The sequence below is a fragment of the Leptospira sanjuanensis genome (genome assembly GCF_022267325.1).
Lineage (GTDB): Bacteria > Spirochaetota > Leptospiria > Leptospirales > Leptospiraceae > Leptospira > Leptospira sanjuanensis.
Genome location: NZ_JAIZBG010000001.1, coordinates 1,417,398 through 1,438,189 on the forward strand (window position 1 = coordinate 1,417,398; position 20,792 = coordinate 1,438,189).

Consider the following 20,792-nt stretch of genomic DNA (forward strand, 5'->3'; position numbering starts at 1 on the left):
ACTTTGTTGGTGTTTGCCACCGCAAAGCAGAAAAAACGCGGGAATTTTGCGGATTGCAGATTTTATCCGAAATTTTATCGATATTCGGTTGTATCTTTAGAAACGAATCCTTAATGGAACGGTTGTCCAGTGACTTTGTTGCGAAAGAAAAATATTTATAGACTCGCGATTTTTTTCTCTCTGATCCCGATCGTTTCTCTTGCCGCCGACAATATTATAAAAGTAAGAATCTTATCCGCAGAGAAGGCATCCTTTTTAAAGGAGCCGGATTCCTATTCGTATACGAGAAGAGCGGTTTCAAAAGACGACATGGACGGCAATGCTCATGTACCTTATTCGGGGGTTTTCGTTTATTTCCGTTTATTCAATCCTTTAAATTGGCGGGATCGAGCCGTCACGATCGATTCGTATGATGTCTTATTGGAAAATGTTCGAATTACCGACGCGAAGGATAGAGTCCGAACTATAGAATCTTTGCTGATTAGGCACATTACGCATCGTTTCCCAAGTTGGGAAAATCAAGGAGCGTATGACGACTACCCGAACATCAAAAAATATTCGGTGGATGTACCGGATCTAGATCGCGATCATACAAAGGTCGTTCTATGGTATTCGGATGAACCCGTTCTTTTGGCAGATTTTACAAACCGTAAACAAGATCGTTCCAGATACGTTTTGTTAGGTCATATTCATCTATATCGATTGTCCGATCATCTGGCACAAAGAATTTGGATCGATTACGGTAGATTCGGAATCTTGTTCGGTGAGAATTTTAAGAAAAAAAAACCGATTTATGAAACGAATCTTTGTCCGAACGAAGACCATCGATGAAGATTTATAATAAATCTGTCTTTGACTTTCACAGTAAATTATACGGCGTGTATATAAATTTATAACACATTCGGACAATAGGGCTATTTCACCGAAATCTTTCTTCTTTGTTCGATTTACGTCTTTAAAAAGATTGTGATCGAACTTCGACCTCAAATTATGGAATTCTCCCTCGCCGGGAAATTAAACCTCGATTCAAATTCGGATCTTTCAAAAGGAAATCTTTATCGTATGAAAATCTCGGTTAAAAAGCTTAAACCAAACGCGGAACTTCCCGTTTTACAAACGAAATACGCAGCCGGATACGACGTCCATGCTTGTCTGGATGTGAATCTTGTTTTGGAACCCGGTAAGGTTTTTCTTGTGCCAACCGGTCTTTCGTTTGCGATTCCGGAGGAATATCATTTCGAGATCAGACCGAGATCCGGCTTTTCCACAAAAAATCGAATCTTGATTCCGAATTCTCCCGGAACGATCGACAGCGATTATCGCGGTGAACTGATGATTCCTCTTTTGAATTTGGGTGATTCTTCCTTTGTCGTCGAGCACGGAATGAGAATCGCGCAGCTTTTGATCCGCAGAACGTGGTATGCCGAATGGGAACTCGTGAACGAGTTTGCCGATCAGACCGCGCGAGGCGCGGGAGGTTTCGGTTCCACCGGACATTAGATCGGTGCTCTAAAAAGGACGGAATTTTCTCCGGATCGAGTGTTGTTTTGTTAAACGACTTCGATTCTTTTTTGCGGAGAACCGAGAGCAAAGTCGGATTTGAAGAGGGCCGGAGGACGGAGGTGGAAAAATCGGAAACATCCGAGAAAGTATTTGGAATTCACGAATGGATAAAAACGATTCAATATCTTTTGGCTTCCGGATTTTTTACGGGGGTTACTTGGACCTATCCGGATTTCGATAAACTCCTTCATCCGATTCTTTATTATGCGACATTTTTACTGCCCGGGATCGGTTTTTCTTTTGCTTTTTATTTCATTGTGAAACTGATACCGAAACGAAACTTTTCCTTTTTTCCATTTTGTATTCTTACGAATCTTTTATTCTTGCTTTTCGCCGTCCTATTTGCGCTTTCGAATCGCCTTATCGAGTATCATTTTGATGGAATGTTTGACTCGAATTTCACGGAACAAATCGTTCTATTCCTGAACTTTTTGCGATTCTTTCTGATTCTTGGAGTTTCCTCCTTTGCGGAGATGAAAATTATTGAATATTCCACAAACATAAGATTACAATTTCGTTATGTATTTCTTGTCGCTTTGGTCTCCGGCCTTTCGGGTGTTGTCGTTTTTTTCGGAGCTGCGGATTGGATTCAAGATGCCTTTGATTTTTTTCGTTTAAAGGGAGAAACGAACCAAGAATTCCGTGATTGGAACGTAATTTCGATTCGATTTACTTGTTTCGTTTGGACCTTGATCCACGGATGTATCACGGTCATTTTTATTTGGGCCGGAGAGGATGAATTCGAGTCGGAATTTTTGCCGGCAAATTCGAATTCTTAAAACGGGATCCAGGATTCTTTTACGCAGACTTTTTAGACTTAGAGTCGGCTCTAAGTCGATAGGATCGTTCGTTTTTGATCGCAAGGGGTTGCCGTTTTAGTCTAACTTGTAAAAGACATCGGAGTCGTGAAGTAGGCATTCTAAGATGAAGTTGAAACTCAGCGTTCTCGATCAATCCCCCATCCGCAAAGGCGGAACCGCAAGACAGGCGATTCAGGAAACCGTGGAGCTTGCGCGACTTGCGGATCGTCTGGGATACACCCGTTATTGGGTATCAGAACATCATAATATTCAAGGTCTTGCAGGTTCCACTCCGGAAGTTTTGATCTCGCATCTCGCCGGCGAAACGCAGAGGATTCGTGTCGGCTCAGGAGGTGTGATGCTTCCGAATCATAGTTCTCTCAAGGTAGCGGAGAATTTTAGAATGCTCGAAACTCTTTTTCCCGGGAGAATCGATCTCGGTCTTGGTCGCGCCTCGGGCAGCGATCGTCTTACCGCTTCCATCTTGAATCCCGGCGCTCAATTCGTTCGAAACGATTTCGGACAACAGCTTTTGGATCTGCAATGTTTTCTGACCGATACGGCCGAGGCGGATTCGATTCAAACGAAGGTGAAGGCGATTCCGAAAGCGGAAACCGTTCCCGAACTTTGGGTTCTTACTTCCAGCGGAGAAAGCGGTTTGCTTGCGGCGAACTTCGGTCTTGCTCTTTCGTTCGCGCATTTTATCAATCCGTTCGGAGGACCGAATGCGGTACGAGCGTATAAGGAACGGTTTCAACCTTCGGATGCATTCGATTTTCCGCAAGCAAGTATCGGCATCTTCGTCCTCTGTGCGGAAACGGAACGCAAGGCGGAAGAATTGCAAGCCGTGATGGACAAACAACTTTTGAACATCGGCAAAGGAATCAGTGAAGGGGTCGTTTCATACAAAGAGATTTCCGGTCATTCTTACTCTGAATTTGAAAAGGCAGTCATCGCGCAGAATCGGGGCAGAATGGTGGCCGGAACTCCGGACAAGGTCAAAGAAGAGATCTTGAATCTTACGGCGGATTACGGCGTGGATGAAGTGGTCGTAACTACGATTTGTTACGACTTTGAGGATCGCCTGCGTTCGTATCAATTGCTTGCGGATGTTTTTGATTTGGAACCGATTCGGTTTTGAATTCTCCCTGAATTTCCCTTCCAAAAAACCACAATTAAGTCTCTTTTCTTTTTCCGGGCTCTTTCCGATACAAATAGCATGGAATCCAAAGACCTCAAACCAGCCTGGAATCTGCAAAACGGGAAGATGATTCTTCCGTACGTATTACTCTTTGCGGGGATCATTTTGACCCTTTCCTTGGGTTCCTTTGACGCGGGCGAGCAGGGGATTCGGCACAACTTCTTCGGAAGACTCGGATTCTATCTTTCCTACGGAATGTTTTTTATGTTCGGTGCGGCTTCGTTTTTGCCCGGACTATTCGCGATCGGACTCGGGTCTCTTCGACTCGTCAAAGAAGGATTCGAACTCACGAACCGTCTTTTCTCCCTTCCGGTGTTCTTATTTTGTTTCACGGTTACGCTTCAGATCGCCGGACACGTATCCGCGATTCCGTTTGCGTCGCAGGGAGGACTGGTCGGTCAGCTTCTTTCCACCGGACTCGAATTCATCTTCGGATCGACCGGGAAAACTCTCATCCATCTCGTGTTTTATTTTTACGGCTTTATCCTTTTATTAAACGAATCGCCGCTTCATTTTTTGGGAAGAATTCTCGGCGCCGCCGGAGCGAAATACCGCGACGGTTTTCAGTCGGGTTTTGCGAAGAAAGGAGAAGGGCTCGGTGCGCTCTTTCAATCGGCGGTCGAACGATTTCAAAGAAAAGAGGAAACACCTCCTTGGTTTTCCACGCATAACGGCGGAAACCATTCTCCCGAACAACTCTATCAGCAGATGCGTTCTGACAAACAGGCTCGAAGTAAAACCGAACCTTCCGCTTTACAAAACGCACTTCATTCCACGTTCGGAAAAGAAGGAAGGTTGTCCGATCTTCTTTCCAAGGTCGACGTAAGTTCCCTGGTTACGCCCGAAACTTCGCGGGTTCGTTTTCAAAATCAGGGAGCGTTTTCGGGAACGTTCGAAGAACAGGGAAAGGTTTTCCGTTTTCAATCCGTATCGACTTCCCTTTCGGATAAGATCCGCGAGGAAAGAACGTTTCAGGAATCCTCCTCCCAATGGGAAATCATCGACTTTAGAACATCAGAATCTTCGAATATTCTTTCGCGGTCAGAACCTGCGGTATCTTTGGTTGTGCCGCCTTCGATCGAACCGAACGTGCGCGATTCCGTGAAGCCGAACGAAATACGATCGGCCGGACCTGTTGCCGAGAATTCTTTCTATGTTCAAGATTCGAATTCGGAGGAAGAATCCGATTTGGAAGAGGAAGAATTTTACGAAGATGCGGAAGGTTTTGCGGACGAGGAAGAATCCGCGGAGGATGGCGTAACGCAAGATTCGGCAGATGAGTGGGAAGAATCTTCCGAAGAGGAAGAAAACGCGTCCGAAACGGCAAACTCGAACGAGGCTGCGCCTTCTCCCGTTACGTTTGCTCCTAAGTCGTTTGCCGTTCCCGAACGAAAGGAAACGAAGAGCGAACAAACTCTTCCGTTCCCTCCCGTGACTTTGATCCCGGAAGTAAAATCCAAACGTTCCATCTATCACGTTCCTCTGAAGAGTTTGAAAACGACCACGACAAAAATCCAAGATCCTCTCTTTAAGATCGAATCCGACAAGGTCGCTCGCAAAATCGAAGAGATCATCCGTCAATACGGCTACGAATCGCAGGTCGTTTCGATGGAACGCGGTCCGATCATCACGCGTTACGAACTTACTCCGCCTCCCGGAGTCAAACTCGGAAGAATCACTTCTCTTGCGGACGAGCTGCGTTTGTATCTTGCGGTTAAGAACATCCGTATCGTAGCTCCGATTCCGGGCAAGTCCACGATCGGGATCGAAGTTCCAAACAGCCTGCGTGAAGACGTTTACCTCGGAGATATTCTTCATCAGAATCTGAGTTTGCGTCCGAAAAAGGATCTTTCGATTTTGATAGGGAAAGATATTTCCGGCAAGTTGGTCAGCATAGATCTGAACAAACTTCCGCACTTACTCGTTGCGGGAACCACCGGTTCCGGTAAGTCGGTTTGTTTGAACTCGATGATTTCTTCCCTTGTAGTTCATCTTTCTCCGGAAGAGGTTCGTTTTATCATGATCGATCCGAAGATGGTGGAACTCACTTTATACGAAGACATTCCCCATCTTTTGATGCCGGTCATCACCGATCCGAAAAAGGCGACCCGGGCTTTGGCTTGGGCGATTCAAGAGATGGAAGCGCGTTATCATTCCGTTTCCAAACTCAAGTGTCGCGATTTCAAAACATACAACGAAAAAGTGGAACAGGGTGCGCATCGAGACGGATACAAGAAGATGCCTTACATCGTGATCTTCATCGACGAGTTGGCGGATCTTATGATGGTTTCCGGAAAGGATTTGGAAGACGCGATCACCCGTATCACTCAGAAGTCGCGAGCGGTCGGAATCCATCTCATCATGGCGACACAAAGACCTTCGGTGGACGTAATCACCGGTTTGATTAAGGCGAACTGCCCCGCGCGGATGGCGTTTCACGTCGCACAGAAAACGGATTCTAAAATCATCCTGGATCAGAACGGAGCGGAATCTCTTCTCGGCAAAGGGGACTTTTTGTATAAGTCTCCGACCGCGGCCGACTTAGTGAGAATCCAATCCCCTTACGTTTCCGAAGAGGAAATCGAAAAGATCGTGGAAGAGGCCCGGAAATACGGAAAACCTTCTTATGTGGAATTCGATTTGGACGAGGAACCGGATTCTTCTTTGGTCGACGAAGAGGATGAGGTGCTCTTTGAACAGGCTTGGGAAATCGTTCGGACGGATCGCAAGGCCTCGGCGAGTTATCTTCAAAGAAGAATGCGGATCGGTTACAATAAAGCGGCGCGCTTGATGGAGTTGATGGAAGAGAGGGGCTATGTCAGCGCGCAAATCGGTTCGAAGGGGAGAGAAATTCTAAGGGCGGGCTGAGGGAAGGCGTTTGAAAAACCCAAGATTCCCATAGGTGTTCGGAGAAACTCAGCATTTCACTTCCTAAGGGACGTTCGATGGGGGAAGTTTCCCCCTCGCTGCAGCCGCTTTGCGTCTTTCGCTACCCCCTCTCCGGGAAACTTTTTTTTGGTTCCTGCCCGGACCCGATCCTTTTTTTTGAAAAACGTAGGAACTGCTACACTTCGATTTCGTGCTTCGGTCAAGTGGCGGTTAAGAAAACCAGTCTCGGTAATCCAAAACGTAAAAGGTGTCTTTTGGATCGCAGAGTAGCGTTCTTGAAATCGTATTTTTCAAAAGATCGAGGTGTAGAATATAACTGTAATTCTTATGAAACGTTGGACCTCCTTCGTTCATCGTTATTACGATACAATCCCCAATCTCGGCCTCTTCCAAGGACAGAAGATAATTGAAAAGAAAACACCTCGATACGCCGTGCGCTTGGGCTAAGGCTCCGAATAGGGCCCAACTGCCGGTGCTGATTCGAGCATTGATCTTTTTCATTTGATCCTTGCCCGGACTGGCTTGATACAAGGTTCTTCCCGCTTTGTTTCCCAGACGTTCGGTCGAAGTTAGAAATTTTCCATATCTTCTCAAAAGATCCGGTATTCTTTTGGGAAGTTTTTTCCGAACCTCGAGGGGATATCGAATCAAAATCTCTTCCGGAATCATGAGGCTTACTACGATCGTACTGTTTTCCTGAAGACGCGATCGGATGTGAAAATCCGAATTTAGCAATAATACTCCCATGCCCGAGGCGGTTCCAAGAGGTGGGGTTTTCGGTTTGAAATACAGAATTTTTTGTACTTAGAAAAGTGTTGGAACACCCACAAAATCCTTTTTCACAACAAAATCCGCGCCAGAGATCAAAGCGATGCGAAGCAGTCCGCAGGACCGGAGCGAAAGCGAAGTCGCGGCGAGCTCGGCCTTTCCGCTTGCGAGCGGAAAGGGGCGCCAGAATCCATGCTTCGACTGAAATCCCGCAGAACTCTGTCCCCTAAAATTTTAGAAAGTGACAAGGTTCCCGATACGTCCGAAGCTAGTAAAAAAATCCCGGGAGATCCGGTTTTTCTCATGAAAAAAACAATCATTCTTTCTTTTTGTATTTTATTCCTGGCCTTAGAATCTTCTCTTCTGGCTCAACCCGCGCACAACTGGAATTCTCCGTCCGAAGTGGTAAAACAGGTTAAAAAGAAATTCGCCGATCTGAATTCCTACAAAGCCGATTTTCAGATCCAAACGGTTTCCAATAAAAAAAGCAAAAACATGAGAGGGGTTTGCCTCTACAAAAAAGGCGGAAGAATCCGGTATCAATTCAGCGATCCTTCCGGCGATGAAATCGTATCCGACGGAAAAACTCTTTATATTTACATCGCCCGTTTGAACGCGGTGGGAAAACAGGATCTTACATTAAATAAATCGAATAAATCCGGACCGATCTTTTCCAGTTTCACGGACGAAGGTCTTTCCAGAATTTTCAGAAAGTATCATTATAAGTTCGATTCCATCGAACAACCTCAGGTTTCTCCGAAAGACGGACGCAAATATTTCGTACTCAATCTCGAACAAAGGGAGAAGGTCGGTGGATTTGAAACCATGCTTCTTTACGTGGACGCGCAATCCTACTTCATCCAAAAAGCGGTCGCGAGCGACGGAAGAGGAAAGGAAACTACAATCGAATTTTTGAATATAGAAACCAACCCCGACCTGGAAGACGGACAATTCAACTTCCACATCAGCGGAAACGCGAAAATCGTAAACAACCCGCTTGTGTCGGAACAATAAAAATCGAAAGTCCCGGAAGGAGCGAAACTTTGAATCAGAAAAGAGTAGGGCAGATTCTCCGCGAGGCGAGAGAAGAAAAAAAGCTCAGCGTTAAAGACGTAGCGAAAGAAACAAACATCTCGGTTAAATACATCCTTGCGCTCGAGACGGAGGATTATTCTCAATTTCCGGGTGAAACGTTCACCATGGGCTTCCTGAAGAATTACGGAAGTTATCTAAAACTCGACACCGGACAACTCATCAACTTATACCGGGGAGAAAAGATCGAAGAATCCCAAGCTCCTCTCGAAGAACTCACACGTCCGACTACTTCGTATTATACGAAAATCAACGTGGATAAGAACAAGATCTTTACGATCGCGTCCGTATTGATCATTCTTATCTCCGCTTATCTCATCATCGATAGCTTTATGGGTTCCTCTTCCGGCGACGACAGCGTGGAAGAATCCGGTAAGAAACTGGACATTCCCGAAAACATCGACTTCTTATCGAGATCGATTCCGGACAACAGAAGCGAATCCTTTATTCTTACTCCCGATAAGGGCGTGAGTTTTTCCGTCAGCAATCAGCAGTGTAAACTGTTTATTGACTCCGTGGAAAAAGGCGGAGCTTTGAACACTGCTGTTCTTGCGTTCAACGTTTATCCCGATCTAACCGTATACAAATTCCGTTTGAGCGAAGGTCAGGAAAAAGTTCTAAGTTATACGATTCCTGAAATCTCAAGTCTCAGACGCAACGTAAGAATCATCGCGCAGGCCGTGACCGAAAATTCCGCGAAGGTTCTCGTAACCTTAAGCGAAGAAGAGCAAAAACCGGAAAACAACAACGCGGTCGACAATACCAAGACGCTCGGCGATGTTCCGATCCAAGTTACGTTGTTCTTCAGCAAAGCGAGTTACGCGGAATTCATCATCGACGGTCAGATGGGATTCCGAGGTCTCGTTCAAGCCGGAGAAAATAGAAGCTTAGAAGCGAAAGATCGTTTAGAATTGAAGGTAGGAGACGGTTCGGCCGTGGAGATGATTCAGAACGGAAAACCGAAAATCACACTGGGTCGTCCGGGAAAACTCGTGAAAAAGATTTTCGTAAAAACGCAAAACCCTTACGATAATACTCAATCCATTATCAGGGAGTTGGGAGAGTAGAATTCTTTGGAAAAGAAGTTCTACATCACTACGCTCGGTTGTCCAAAGAACACCGCGGACTCGATGAGCATGCACCATTCTCTTTTGGAAGAGGGCTTTACGCCGGCCTCTCTTCCGGAAGAATCGGATTTTCATTTTATCAACACCTGCACCTTTATTCAATCCGCGACGGAAGAAACGATTCAAACGATTCTTTCCGCGGCTCAGGTCAAAAAACAACATCATCAAAAACTCGTGGTAGTGGGTTGTTTTGCGGAACGTTATCCCGATAATATCAGCGCGGAAATCCCCGAAGTGGATCTGTTTTTCGGAACCGGAAGATACGCCGAAGCGGGAAAAATTCTCCGGGATAAATTTCCCGATCTTTCCCCACCGAAACTCGAATTCAACGAAGATCTATTAGAAAGATTGAAACTGTCTTCGGGGATCGAAAACTACTCGAGGCCGTATGCGTATGTGAAGGTTTCGGACGGCTGCAACCGCGGTTGTTCCTTCTGCATCATCCCGTCTTTTCGCGGAAAGTTCAGAGAATCTCCCGTCGACGATATTCTCCGTGATACCGCCCGCGCGATCCGCGCGGGCGCCAAAGAAATCTGCCTCGTCTCTCAAGACACCGTATATTACGGAAGGGATTCGGAAGTTCTTTTGGATATGGTTCGCAAAGTTTCCGAAATCGATTCTTTGGAAATTTTGAGACTTCTGTATTTGTATCCGGATAAAAAAACGGAAAAGTTGATCCGCCTCATGGGTCAAACTCCGAAAATCGCTCCGTATCTCGAGTCCCCTTTGCAACACGTTTCCTCTAAAATTTTAAAAAGTATGAACCGTGCCGGAGAAAGTTCTTATTTCAAAGATCTTTTTTCGCTCGCAAGAGAAGTAAAACCTGGATTGGAAATCCGCACTTCGTTTATCATCGGTTATCCGGGAGAAGACGCGGACGACGTAGATCAGATTCTCCGATTTATCGAAGAGACAAGACCGGAAAAAGTGAATCTCTTTTCTTATTCTCCTCAGGAAGGAACCAGGGGCGCCGAAACCAAACAGACGGTTTCCGAAAAAGAAAAATCCAAGCGAATCAATATGATCCGGGATGCCCATCTCGCGATTTTGGAAGAGATTCACGAGTCCAGAATCGGCAAAACCTACGACGCGATCGTGGATGCGATCGAAGACGGACAGGCGGTCGTAAGAAGACTGCAGGACGCTCCGGAAATGGACGAGGTCGTCTACGTGGACGACGCATCCCTGCTTCCCGGAACGATCGGCAAAGTGAGAATCGATTCCTTCTACGAGTATGACATGAACGGAACCTGGGTTTCCCAATGAACAAAGTTATTTTCAATATTCCTAATATTCTTACGATGCTCCGCGTTGCGGCGGTGCCTTTTTTCGTATGGCTTCTGTTTCAGAAAGAGGTCGAATATCATATCGCGGCGCTTCTTCTTTTTATCGCGGCGTCTCTCACCGATTTGATCGACGGTTACCTTGCCAGAAAGTGGAATCAGGAAACCGAGTTCGGAAAATTTTTGGATCCGCTCGCGGATAAGATCATCGTAACGGGTTGTTTCGTTACGTTTATCTTTTTGCAGGAACAGATCGAGTTTTGGATGGTTTGTCTGATCATCGGAAGGGATATGCTCATCACTTCTTTACGTTATCTCGCGATTCGTCAGGGACAATCGATCCGCACTTCCATGCTCGGAAAGGTGAAGACCGCGTTTCAGATGGGAGCGATCGTTCTGATCCTCGTATTCTTCGTTCTCGTATCGAGCAAGAAACGGATTCTCATCAACGAGGCGTACGCATCCGGTAAGGCCTCGGGGTTGACGGTCTTCGAGATCGCAACCGGTAACGCGATCTACTTTTTTCAAAACCCGGACAAATACAGGGGACTCGGAGACGTCATCTTCGGACTCGGGGCATTTGTTCCGTACTGGGGAATGCTCGTGACGACGGCGATCACAGTGATTTCCGGACTCCGTTATCTTGTGACCAACGGCAAAGTGTTGACCCCTTCGAATCTCAAAAGGATGTTTCAGAAACGTGGAACCCAGAGCAGCCATTCTTAAACTCATAGACCGCAAACACTTAACGACTGAGGAAGCCGAAGCTTTCCTCGGTCAAGTGATGCGCGGAGAAGTATCCGAAATTCTTCTTTCCTCTTTTTTAACCGCGATGCGCGCCAATGGAGAGTCCGTCGACGAGGTGTTAGGTTGCACGCTTGCTCTTCGGAAAAACGCGCTTCGTCCCAAGACCGTATTTCCGTTCGATCTTTTGGACACTTGCGGAACCGGAGGAGACGGACAGGGAACGATCAACATCAGTACTCTTTCGGCGATCACCCTCGCTTCGCTCGGGGTCAAAGTAGCAAAACACGGAAACAGATCGGTTTCTTCCCATACGGGATCGAGCGATATTTTAACCCGACTTGGATATAAAACCGAAAAGACTCAGGAAGAAGTCGAAGCACATCTCGTATCGCAGGGCTTTACCTTCTTATTTGCGCCGATGTGGCACCCGTCCATGAAATACGCGGGTCCGGTCCGCAAGGAACTCGGGTTTAGAACCGTATTCAACATGATCGGACCTTTATCCAATCCGTTCGCTCCGCAATTCCAAATCATCGGTGTCTACGAACCTGCGCTCATGGAACTCTTCATCAAGGTCTTGCAGGCTCTCGGACTGAAGAAAGCGATGGTTTGCCATTCTCGGGACGGACTGGACGAGTTCTCGATCTTTGCGGTTACGGACTATTCTTTATTGGAGAACGGGGTCATCAGCAGACATTCTTTTGATCCTTCCGTATTAAAACTGCCGACATTAAAAAAGGAAGAAGTCTACGCTTCCTCTTCCGATCACGCCGAGACTTTGGCCCGACGCGTATTGAAAGGAGAAGAAATCTCCGGTTCACACGCGGTGGCTTTGAACGCGGGAGCGGGGCTTTTTGTGATGGGAAAGGCCGGAAGCATCGAAGAGGGAACCAAGATCGCCTTGGAAGCGATTCTTTCGGGAAAAACAAAGAAGTATTTCGAAGATTTAATTTCCAAAGAGTAAACTGGAAAAATACTGGTTAGAATCCTCGAATACAGGGAATAAAAAATGACTCTGAACTCAATCATTCTATTACAACTGGCTCAGGCGGCGGGAGAAGGCGACAAGTCCCCTTTTTCCACTCTTCTCCTGATCCCGATCATGCTCGTTATCATGTATTTTCTCGTGATCCGTCCTCAAAGAAGCGAAGAAAAGAAACGCAAAGAGATGATCGACAGCCTCAAAAAAGGGGACGAGGTCGTAACGTCTTCCGGGATTCACGGTAAAGTCGTGGAAATCAAGGACAACAACGAAGTAGTCGTTCTCAACATCGCAAAGGATACGAACGTTTCCTTTACGGCAAGCACCGTTTTGAAAAAGAAACAAGCAGACAAATGAAAAAAGCCGCGGTCTTCATTTCCATCTTTCTATTTCTGGGGAATTCCATTGCGTTCGCCCAGGACGGGGAAGAAATCGACTTCCTCGAAAAAGTTGCGGAACCCAAAAAGACCGTGAGCAAAAAGTCTTCTTCGGGATCTTCTTCCGCTTCTTCCACGAAGTCTTCCAAAAAGAAGGAAAAGAAAAAATCCAAAAAGAAGAAAAAGAAATCATCCTCTTCTACTCCTTCCAATCCGGAAGGAACCAAGAAGAACGTAGAGCCGAACAACGGAGAGGAAGGATCCAATTCTTCTTCGAATTCTTCCCAAAACGGTTCGAACGGCCAGAACAATTCCTCCTCTAATTCTTCGAACAACGGTTCTCAAACTTCTTCCCGTAACTTGGAAGAACAGCAGGTTGCAAGCGCGTCTAACGTGGACACGGGCAATCTTCCGAAACCGTATTGGGTGAACGAGGAAATGAAAATCCGCCCGAACAATCTTCCGGGCTACACCGCTTCCGCGGAACCTTCGCAAAACGAACAAGGACCTTCGTTTCAGAACCGCCTTGCCGACATACTTAAGTTAGGCGAAGATAAGAAAAAGGAAGAGGAAAAAAAGAAGGTTCAAGAAGGGCAAAAGTCCGGTTCCTTTACGGGTTTTATTTCCGAGTATAAAAAACCCATCATCATCGTAGTATTCATTCTATTATTTGCTTTGTACAGACTGAAAGCCGGTAAATCGCGCGGAAGTTCCAGCCGCAGATCTCCGGTTACCATCAATAAAATGAGAAGAGACTAGGAGTTTCACCTTGAAATCTGCGACATGGATTTTCCTGCCGCTCGTTATTATTTTAGCGGCGACAATCATACTTTATCCCAACTTCGCAACGAGAGAATTGGAAATCGCCGTTCGAAAAGAATTCACTTCGCTTCCGCCGGAACAGAAAAAAGCGATTCTTTCCAAGTTCGAAGAACGTTGGAATCACGAATACAAACAATCCGATTGGACGATTTCTCCGGCTCCGAGCGCACTGAATGAAGAATCCTATCTTTTGGTCAAAGGAAGATTCATCACTTCCGCAAAGATCAATCAGATTTCTCAGGAAAACCCCGAGCTGATTTTAGAAGCGAAGAATAAACTTCGTCCGACTCTCGTGGAAGAATGGATCGTCAAAGGACGTCCTTTGACGATCAAACTCGGTCTCGACTTGCAAGGTGGGATGAGAGTCGCGATGAAAGGGGATTTCGAAGACTACGCTTCCAAACTTCGTGAAAGCTATATTAAAGAAATTGAAACCTTAAACAAAACCGTAGCCGATCCTTCCGTGGACGAAAAGGAAAAGAAAAAGGCGAAGGATCGTCTCGAAGAGATCGAAAGTTATTTCGAGCTTTCCCCGAGCCGTAAACTTCTGGAACTCGAAAAAGCGAAACTCATCATCGACAACCGTTTGACAAGCCAGAACCTGACCGAACCGCAGGTGCGGATTCAAAAGGATCAGGATTCGATCGAAGTTTCCCTTCCGGGCGTGACCAATTCTTCCCAAATTTTGGAAATCATCCAGAACACCGAAACCGTGGAATATCGTCTGGAAGAATCGGAAAATTCCGCGGGTCCGGGTGTTACGTACGCCGCGATCATTCAACAGGAAGAAAACAAACTTCTGGAAAGCGGCAAACGAGAAGAAACCGATATCGTTAAATACCAGAACATCGTAAAACAAAAACTCGGAAAAGCGGAACAGGATAAGTTCCTTCAATCCCTGGAAGACAAGTATAAAATTCCGAAGGATAAATACAGAGTGTTCGCGTATTGGGCGAGAGGAAACAATCAGAATTCTCCGTTGCTTCCGAGAAGATTTATCGTTCTTGAAAAAGCGATCGCTCTCGACGGACGGGATATGCGCGACGCAAGACCTTCTTTCGAAAACAATTCCTTCGGTTATATCGTATCGTTTACTTTGACCAGCGCCGGTGCGGAGAAGTTTTTCGAGATCACTTCCCAAAACAAAGGAAGAAATCTCGCGATCGTTTGGGGCGACAAAGTCGTTTCCGCTCCTACGATCCGCGGTGCGATCGCGGGCGGTGTGGCTCAGATCGACGGTTCTTTTGCAAAAGAAGAAGCCGTGGATCTTGCGAACGTAATCAGCGAGGGAGCGCTTCCGATTCCTCTCCGCGTTTTGGAGATGCGATTTATCGGACCGACTCTCGGGATCGAGTCGATCGAAGTGGGGATGAAGGCCGTAATGATCGGATTCATTCTCGTAATGTTATACATGTTGTTGATCTACAGGTTGTCCGGATTGGTGGCGAACGTCGCACTCTTTGCGAACATCATCATTTTGAGCGCGCTTCTTTCCTTGATGGGATTCACTCTGACTCTTCCCGGATTTGCGGGGATCATCTTGACGGTCGGTATGGCCGTGGATGCGAACGTGATCATCTACGAACGGATCAAGGAAGAATTGCAAGCGGGTAAATCCGCTTCGGTGGCGGTCGCACAGGGTTTTGACAACGCTTTTTGGACGATTATCGACAGTAACGTGACGACCTTGATTTCGGGAATTCTGATGATTCGTCTCGGAAACGGACCGATCAAAGGATTTGCGATCACTCTCTGCTGGGGGATCGTTACTTCTCTTTTTACCTCCTTGTTCCTGAGCCGTTTGGTGATGGATCTTTTGGTCAATAAGCTGGGAGTTCAAAAACTCCAGATCGGCTTTAAAAAACTGGAGTCTTAAGAATGTTTGATTTTATAAAATACAAATACGTTTCCATCAGTGTTTCTCTCGCGTTAATCGTATTCGGTTTTACGTATACGTTTGCGGTTCACGGAGGTTTTGCGAACTCCCTCGACTTCAACGGGGGACTTAGAACCGTAATCGAATTCGATAAGAATACGGACCGCAAGAAGCTCGAAACCTACTTTTCGGAAAACAAGATCGAAGCCGTTCTTCTTTTACTCGATAAGGATAAGAATCATTACCAGATCGATATCGGACTCGGTTCGGTGGACGCGATTCTGCAAAAATACAAACAGAAGAATTCTCTGAAACCCGAAGACAAGGTCGAAGTTTCCGGAATCGACGCGTTGATTGCGATTATTATGACGGACTTCGGAATCGATAAAAGTAAGGTTCTCAGTGCGAACCAGGTCGGTGCGGTAGTCGGAGGAGAACTTTCTTCCACGGGGACCACGCTTCTCGGTCTGACGATGGCGATCATTCTTGCTTATATCAGTTTCCGTTTTCAATTTAAGTTTGCATTGGGAGCGATTCTCGCTTTGACGCACGACTTAGTTTTGACCGTTGCGTTTATCGGATTCTTTCAAATCAAACCGAGCGTCCCGATCATTGCTGCTTTGCTGACTCTTCTCGGATATTCGATCAACGATACGATCGTGGTTTTCGATCGAATCCGCGAGAATGCGGCCGGAAATCTGAATGAAACCTTCGGACAGACGATCAACTCCGCGATCAACCAAACTCTCGGAAGAACGTTTAACACCTCTTTTGCGACTTTGATTTCCATCATTGCGATTATCATCGGAGGCGCGACCGAACTCTTCGACTTCGCATACGTTTTAACGTTCGGGATCATCATCGGAACGTATTCCTCCATCTTTATCGCCGCCCCTCTCGTAGACATTTACGATCATGTGATACGAAAGGCGAGAGGCTGATGACCTTCCTCCCGGAAAACATTCGGGAGGAAATGCGCAAGCTCTCCTTCTTATCCACGGGCGAAAGTTCCCCGAACCCGCCCGTTTCTTGTATCATCACCGACATTGAAAATAAAAAAATCTTAGCAAAAGGTCGGACCTCCCCGACCGGCGGACCCCACGCGGAACGGAACGCATATTCAGAATTTGTAAAGAACGGCTTGGCGGGAACGGCGCATAACGTTTGGGTCACGCTCGAACCCTGTACGCATCACGGAAAAACCCCTCCCTGTCTTGATCTGATTTTAGAACACAAACCGAAGACCTTGTATTACGGCTGGAAGGACGTAAACCCACTCGTGCGAGAAACGGACGGATTGAAGAAGGTTGAACAAGCGGGAATCTACGTCGTGCAGGACAAGGGTCTCGCAGAGATCGCCTCCGAAAGTCTGTTCGGATTCGTTTCCCGGATCGAACACAAACGACCTTCCCTGATTTTAAAAACGGCCGTATCGAAAGAAGGAACTTTTGCGGCGTCGGATAAGAAGCAGATTTTTTTATCGGGGAAACTTTCTCTCCATCTAACATCCCTTTTGCGGGCAAAATGCGACGCAGTCTTGGTCGGTCCGGGAACTCTGTTTTATGATAAACCGGGTTTGGATTTTAGGATTTTATCGAAACAATGGCAGGACTTAAGGAACGAATTGCCTGCCTCGAGCGAACGAATCAATTCCAAAAGTTCCGCAAACGGATTTGCGAACTTACTCAAAAACATTCTCCGATATGGAACGAATGCGGACGTTTTGGACGTTCACTCGGACGCGAGGACTGCGTATCAACCGTATCGAGTGTTTCTTATATTCGAAGAAAAGAATATATCGTCCGAGTGGATCGAAAAACAGAAAAACATCAACGAACAAAACGCGTCTAAGAAATGTATCTTTCTGTTAAAAGAAGGAACGATTCTTTCCGAAGAAACGAAACGCGCATTGTTCTCATTGACCGATCACGAACTCTTTACGGTTTCGACGAATCGTCTCGCGGAGGACTGTTTCGCTATTTTTTCCTCGATAGGAATCAATTTACTTCTGGTGGAGGGCGGCAATCTGCTTTATGAAACCTTCTCCGCAAAAATGCAGGAAAACGATCTCATTCTAAAAATTCAAACTTCTCGATCGATCCAAAACGGGATTCTACCTTCGCTGCAAACGAATGCGGAAACTCTCCTTTGGAAAACGGATGTGGGAGAAGACAGCTGGGAGGCGCATCGATGTTTACGGGTTTAGTGGAAACGACCGGAAAAATTTTAGAGATCTCCGACACGCCGGACGGAAGAGGATTTCTCGTAGAAACGACTTGGGTTCAACCCGACATCAAGCTAGGAGATTCGATATCGGTGAATGGATGTTGTCAAACGGTGACCGAGTTCGCGAACAACGGAAATCGTTTTCGATTCTACTCGAGCTTTAAAACCCTCGAACTCACCAACTTCGGTCTTCTCAAAGTAGGGGAAGAAGTCAACCTCGAGAGAAGCGCTCTTCCTACGACGCGACTCGGAGGCCACTTGGTCAGCGGACACGTGGACGGTACCGGAAAAATTCTTACCAAAGAAGAAAGGGAGGGCGGCTCCGTAGTCTGTTATACGGTAAAAAACGATTCTTCCCTTTCCCGATATATTGCTCCTCGGGGAAGTATTACCGTGGACGGAATTTCTCTGACTGTCGTAGATGCGCGCGCGGGAGAATTCGATCTGGTTTTGATTCCTGAAACTCTCAAGAAAACCAACGCGAAGTCGTGGAGTTCCAACACGATTCTCAACTTAGAAATCGATCTCGTGGCCCGTTACTTGGAACAGCTTTTGAAGTCTAAGGAATAGTTAAGTTTTCCAACTAATTCGTTTGGAAACTGCCTCGAAACCTGGATTTGGTTCCAAAGATTTAAGTTTCTGTAGCCAAATTATAGTCCAATAGAAGAGATGGTAAGAATAGAGCAGAACTATGATCCAGCCCATTGAGAATGCAATCGAAGAAATCAAATCCGGAAGAATGATCATTCTTGTGGATTCGGAAGACCGCGAAAACGAGGGAGATCTCGTAGTTGCGGCCGAATTTGCGGACAAGGAAAAAATCAACTTTATGGCTACGTTCGGCCGTGGGTTGATTTGTATGCCTATGGAAGCCGAGCGTCTGAAAAAACTCGGACTCAATCGAATGGTGGATGATTATTCTTTGGGCGACAAACACGGAACCGCGTTTACGGTTTCCGTCGACGCGAAACACGGAACATCGACGGGGATTTCCGCTCAAGACAGAGCGATCACCGTGCAGGCGCTTCTGGATGAAAAGACAGTGTCGGGAGATTTGATGCGTCCCGGACATTTGTTTCCTTTGCAGGCGGTTCCGGGCGGAGTTTTGAGAAGAGCGGGACATACGGAAGCCGCAGTGGACTTATCCAAACTCGCCGGCTTATATTCTGCGGGTGTGATCTGCGAAATCATGAACGACGACGGAACTATGGCTCGTCTTCCGGATCTGGAAAAGTTCGCTCAAAAACACGGACTCAATATTTATACGATCGAAGATCTGATTCGCTACAGAAGAGCGAAGGAGAATCTGATCCGCCTCGAAGTGGAATCCAAACTTCCCACTGAATACGGCGATTTTACGATTCGCGCCTATTCTACGATGATCGACGACAAGATTCACGTCGCTCTGATCAAGGGCGATATCAAAAAGGACGAAACCGTTATGGTTCGTGTTCACAGCGAATGTCTTACGGGAGATATTTTTTCGAGCAATCGCTGCGATTGCGGCCCTCAGCTTCATTCCGCTTTGGAAATGATTTCCAAAGAAGGAAAGGGCGTTCTTCTTTATATGAGACAGGAAGGAAGAGGAATCGGTCTTATCAATAAATTAAAAGCTTATAATATTCAAGATAAAGGATATGATACGGTCGAAGCGAACGAGAAACTCGGATTCGCTCCCGATCTACGCGACTACGGAATCGGCGCTCAGATCTTAAGAGATATTGGCATCGGTAAAATGAAGATTCTCACCAACAACCCGCGCAAGATCGTCGGGTTGGACGGTTACGGTTTGGAAGTTGTTGAACGCGTCCCGATCGAAATTCAACCGGGTTCGGATAACCACGGTTATTTGATGACCAAGAAGTTGAAACTCGGTCATATTCTCGGTTTGGGCTGAGACGAATCGAAATCGAAGTCTTGCCGGAACTCCGACAAGACTTTGAATAAAACGGGCGCCTTTTCCTTCTTACTTTCGGAGTTTCTTTTGAATCGCCTGATAGGCGACGCCCGCGTAATATACGGCAACCCCGCCGATGATCAAGAACGGCAACCACCAAATCAAATAATATGTAAGTTGTAGGAACGCATTCAAGAGACCGGCGAACGCGTTCTTATATGCGGGAACTTCGATCTTATCGGGAGCGGTCGGAAGGCTGTAACTGACTGCGATCGTTGCCCACGTTACGCGGTCTTTGATCTTCCAGGTTTCGTGTTCCGCGAGATCGAGTTCGTCTTCGCTGCTTGCGATGGATTCTTCGATCGCCTCCCAGTTCTTGGAGCTTGCTGCGATCTGACTGTTCGCGTTGTTTCTTCTGGAAAGACGGATCTTTTCACGGGTCATCTTCCGTTTTTGCCAAACCATCCCTTCCGTGTGATCGATCGCGGAGATGTCCTCCGAAAGGAGTGTTCCTAATTTATCGAGTTCTAATAAAGCTTCGTAGAGTTTCGCCGAACGAACATGAACTCGTGCGCTCATATACGGAGAAGTCGAATTCGTAGCGGAACTGCTTTCCAAGTAACCGTATTTCGAGATAAAATCCAAAAGTTCCTTTCTCGTTTGGATCAGATCGGAACATTGATACGCAAGTTGAATGTTGTATTCAAGAAGCCTTTCATTGCCGGCGGAAACTGCGGGTGCGAAAACTTTACCGAGTTGATTCTCCGCTTTATCCGAAGCGAAAAAACTCTGCGAATCGTCCGCATCGGCCGCTTCTTTCTTTTCCGCTTCGGGCATCGGCGCGGATTTTTTCATATCCGCAGAGCCGACGGATCTGCTCATCGCCTCGCTCGGAGGAGCGGAGGAACTGTTTTTGGATTCTTCGCCTTTGCCGCACGCTAAAGCGGATATCAACGAGAATATGAGAATGAATCGAACTATCTGTTTCAAAGCGAATCTCCCGATCGAAAACTTATTGAATTCAACACCTGGATCGACCCGTTTTTTCCTCGAAAACGTTCCGAATTCGACGCGAAAGAGAAAGGAACGGCAGAGATATCGGACTGAGAAAGCCGGAGTCTCTATGGGTCGCGAAGATTTCC

The 20,792-nt window shown here is 46.6% G+C and carries 19 protein-coding genes; 17 read left to right on the plus strand and 2 right to left on the minus strand.

Annotated features, from left to right (window positions below; genetic code table 11):
* Window positions 1–129: 129 nt before the first annotated feature.
* The 5 genes from LFX25_RS06435 to LFX25_RS06455 all read left to right on the plus strand — a co-directional run bounded on the left by LFX25_RS06435 (window position 130) and on the right by LFX25_RS06455 (window position 6,432).
* The gene (locus LFX25_RS06435; protein ID WP_238729484.1) at window positions 130–831 is read left to right on the plus strand and encodes a hypothetical protein; all 702 of its coding nucleotides are present in this window, start codon (window positions 130–132) and stop codon (window positions 829–831) included.
* Between the two features lie 231 nt (window positions 832–1,062).
* Window positions 1,063–1,500 carry a dUTP diphosphatase gene (gene dut / locus LFX25_RS06440; RefSeq protein ID WP_238729485.1) on the plus strand — a complete coding sequence of 146 codons (438 nt, stop codon included), beginning with the start codon at window positions 1,063–1,065 and terminating at the stop codon, window positions 1,498–1,500.
* 122 nt (window positions 1,501–1,622) lie between these two features.
* Window positions 1,623–2,342, plus strand: a complete 720-nt coding sequence (locus tag LFX25_RS06445) for a hypothetical protein (protein WP_238729486.1) — start codon at window positions 1,623–1,625, stop codon at window positions 2,340–2,342.
* Between the two features lie 145 nt (window positions 2,343–2,487).
* On the plus strand, window positions 2,488–3,504 hold the full coding sequence (locus tag LFX25_RS06450) for an LLM class flavin-dependent oxidoreductase (protein ID WP_238729487.1): 1,017 nt from the start codon (window positions 2,488–2,490) through the stop codon (window positions 3,502–3,504).
* Window positions 3,505–3,582: 78 nt separating this feature from the next.
* Window positions 3,583–6,432 (plus strand): DNA translocase FtsK, encoded by a 2,850-nt coding sequence (locus LFX25_RS06455; RefSeq protein ID WP_238729488.1) that lies wholly within the window; start codon window positions 3,583–3,585, stop codon window positions 6,430–6,432.
* Window positions 6,433–6,663: 231 nt separating this feature from the next.
* Here LFX25_RS06455 and LFX25_RS06460 read toward each other — a convergent pair whose 3' ends face one another.
* Window positions 6,664–7,200, minus strand: a complete 537-nt coding sequence (locus LFX25_RS06460; RefSeq protein ID WP_238729489.1) for a DUF1564 domain-containing protein — start codon at window positions 7,198–7,200, stop codon at window positions 6,664–6,666.
* A 324-nt stretch (window positions 7,201–7,524) separates the two neighbouring features.
* Between LFX25_RS06460 and LFX25_RS06465 the strand changes: the two genes are divergently transcribed.
* The 12 genes from LFX25_RS06465 to LFX25_RS06520 all read left to right on the plus strand — a co-directional run bounded on the left by LFX25_RS06465 (window position 7,525) and on the right by LFX25_RS06520 (window position 19,650).
* Window positions 7,525–8,235 (plus strand): LolA family protein, encoded by a 711-nt coding sequence (locus tag LFX25_RS06465; RefSeq protein ID WP_319936997.1) that lies wholly within the window; start codon window positions 7,525–7,527, stop codon window positions 8,233–8,235.
* Window positions 8,236–8,264: 29 nt separating this feature from the next.
* Window positions 8,265–9,380, plus strand: a complete 1,116-nt coding sequence (locus tag LFX25_RS06470) for a helix-turn-helix domain-containing protein (RefSeq protein WP_238729491.1) — start codon at window positions 8,265–8,267, stop codon at window positions 9,378–9,380.
* 6 nt (window positions 9,381–9,386) lie between these two features.
* On the plus strand, window positions 9,387–10,706 hold the full coding sequence (gene rimO / locus LFX25_RS06475) for a 30S ribosomal protein S12 methylthiotransferase RimO (protein ID WP_238729492.1): 1,320 nt from the start codon (window positions 9,387–9,389) through the stop codon (window positions 10,704–10,706).
* Window positions 10,703–11,449: a CDP-diacylglycerol--glycerol-3-phosphate 3-phosphatidyltransferase gene (pgsA, locus tag LFX25_RS06480; RefSeq protein ID WP_238729493.1), complete on the plus strand. Its 747-nt coding sequence runs from the start codon at window positions 10,703–10,705 to the stop codon at window positions 11,447–11,449. Before rimO ends, pgsA begins: the two co-directional genes overlap by 4 nt.
* Window positions 11,424–12,434, plus strand: a complete 1,011-nt coding sequence (gene trpD, locus LFX25_RS06485; RefSeq protein ID WP_238729494.1) for an anthranilate phosphoribosyltransferase — start codon at window positions 11,424–11,426, stop codon at window positions 12,432–12,434. The genes pgsA and trpD overlap by 26 nt, the downstream gene beginning before the upstream one ends.
* A gap of 51 nt (window positions 12,435–12,485) precedes the next feature.
* Window positions 12,486–12,809, plus strand: a complete 324-nt coding sequence (gene yajC / locus LFX25_RS06490) for a preprotein translocase subunit YajC (protein ID WP_174714579.1) — start codon at window positions 12,486–12,488, stop codon at window positions 12,807–12,809.
* Window positions 12,806–13,588, plus strand: coding sequence for an SRP-less Sec system protein (locus LFX25_RS06495; RefSeq protein WP_238729495.1), 783 nt, complete (start codon window positions 12,806–12,808; stop codon window positions 13,586–13,588). Before yajC ends, LFX25_RS06495 begins: the two co-directional genes overlap by 4 nt.
* A 10-nt stretch (window positions 13,589–13,598) precedes the next feature.
* On the plus strand, window positions 13,599–15,527 hold the full coding sequence (secD, locus tag LFX25_RS06500) for a protein translocase subunit SecD (protein WP_238729496.1): 1,929 nt from the start codon (window positions 13,599–13,601) through the stop codon (window positions 15,525–15,527).
* Window positions 15,528–15,529: 2 nt separating this feature from the next.
* Window positions 15,530–16,468 carry a protein translocase subunit SecF gene (gene secF / locus LFX25_RS06505; protein ID WP_238729497.1) on the plus strand — a complete coding sequence of 313 codons (939 nt, stop codon included), beginning with the start codon at window positions 15,530–15,532 and terminating at the stop codon, window positions 16,466–16,468.
* Window positions 16,468–17,733: a bifunctional diaminohydroxyphosphoribosylaminopyrimidine deaminase/5-amino-6-(5-phosphoribosylamino)uracil reductase gene (locus LFX25_RS06510; protein ID WP_238729498.1), complete on the plus strand. Its 1,266-nt coding sequence runs from the start codon at window positions 16,468–16,470 to the stop codon at window positions 17,731–17,733. The genes secF and LFX25_RS06510 overlap by 1 nt, the downstream gene beginning before the upstream one ends.
* On the plus strand, window positions 17,718–18,323 hold the full coding sequence (locus LFX25_RS06515) for a riboflavin synthase (protein WP_238729499.1): 606 nt from the start codon (window positions 17,718–17,720) through the stop codon (window positions 18,321–18,323). Before LFX25_RS06510 ends, LFX25_RS06515 begins: the two co-directional genes overlap by 16 nt.
* Before the next feature lie 121 nt (window positions 18,324–18,444).
* Window positions 18,445–19,650 carry a bifunctional 3,4-dihydroxy-2-butanone-4-phosphate synthase/GTP cyclohydrolase II gene (locus tag LFX25_RS06520; protein WP_238729500.1) on the plus strand — a complete coding sequence of 402 codons (1,206 nt, stop codon included), beginning with the start codon at window positions 18,445–18,447 and terminating at the stop codon, window positions 19,648–19,650.
* Between the two features lie 69 nt (window positions 19,651–19,719).
* Here the strand turns inward: LFX25_RS06520 and LFX25_RS06525 are convergent, their stop codons facing one another.
* Window positions 19,720–20,640 (minus strand): DUF4349 domain-containing protein, encoded by a 921-nt coding sequence (locus tag LFX25_RS06525; protein ID WP_238729501.1) that lies wholly within the window; start codon window positions 20,638–20,640, stop codon window positions 19,720–19,722.
* Window positions 20,641–20,792 lie beyond the last annotated feature (152 nt).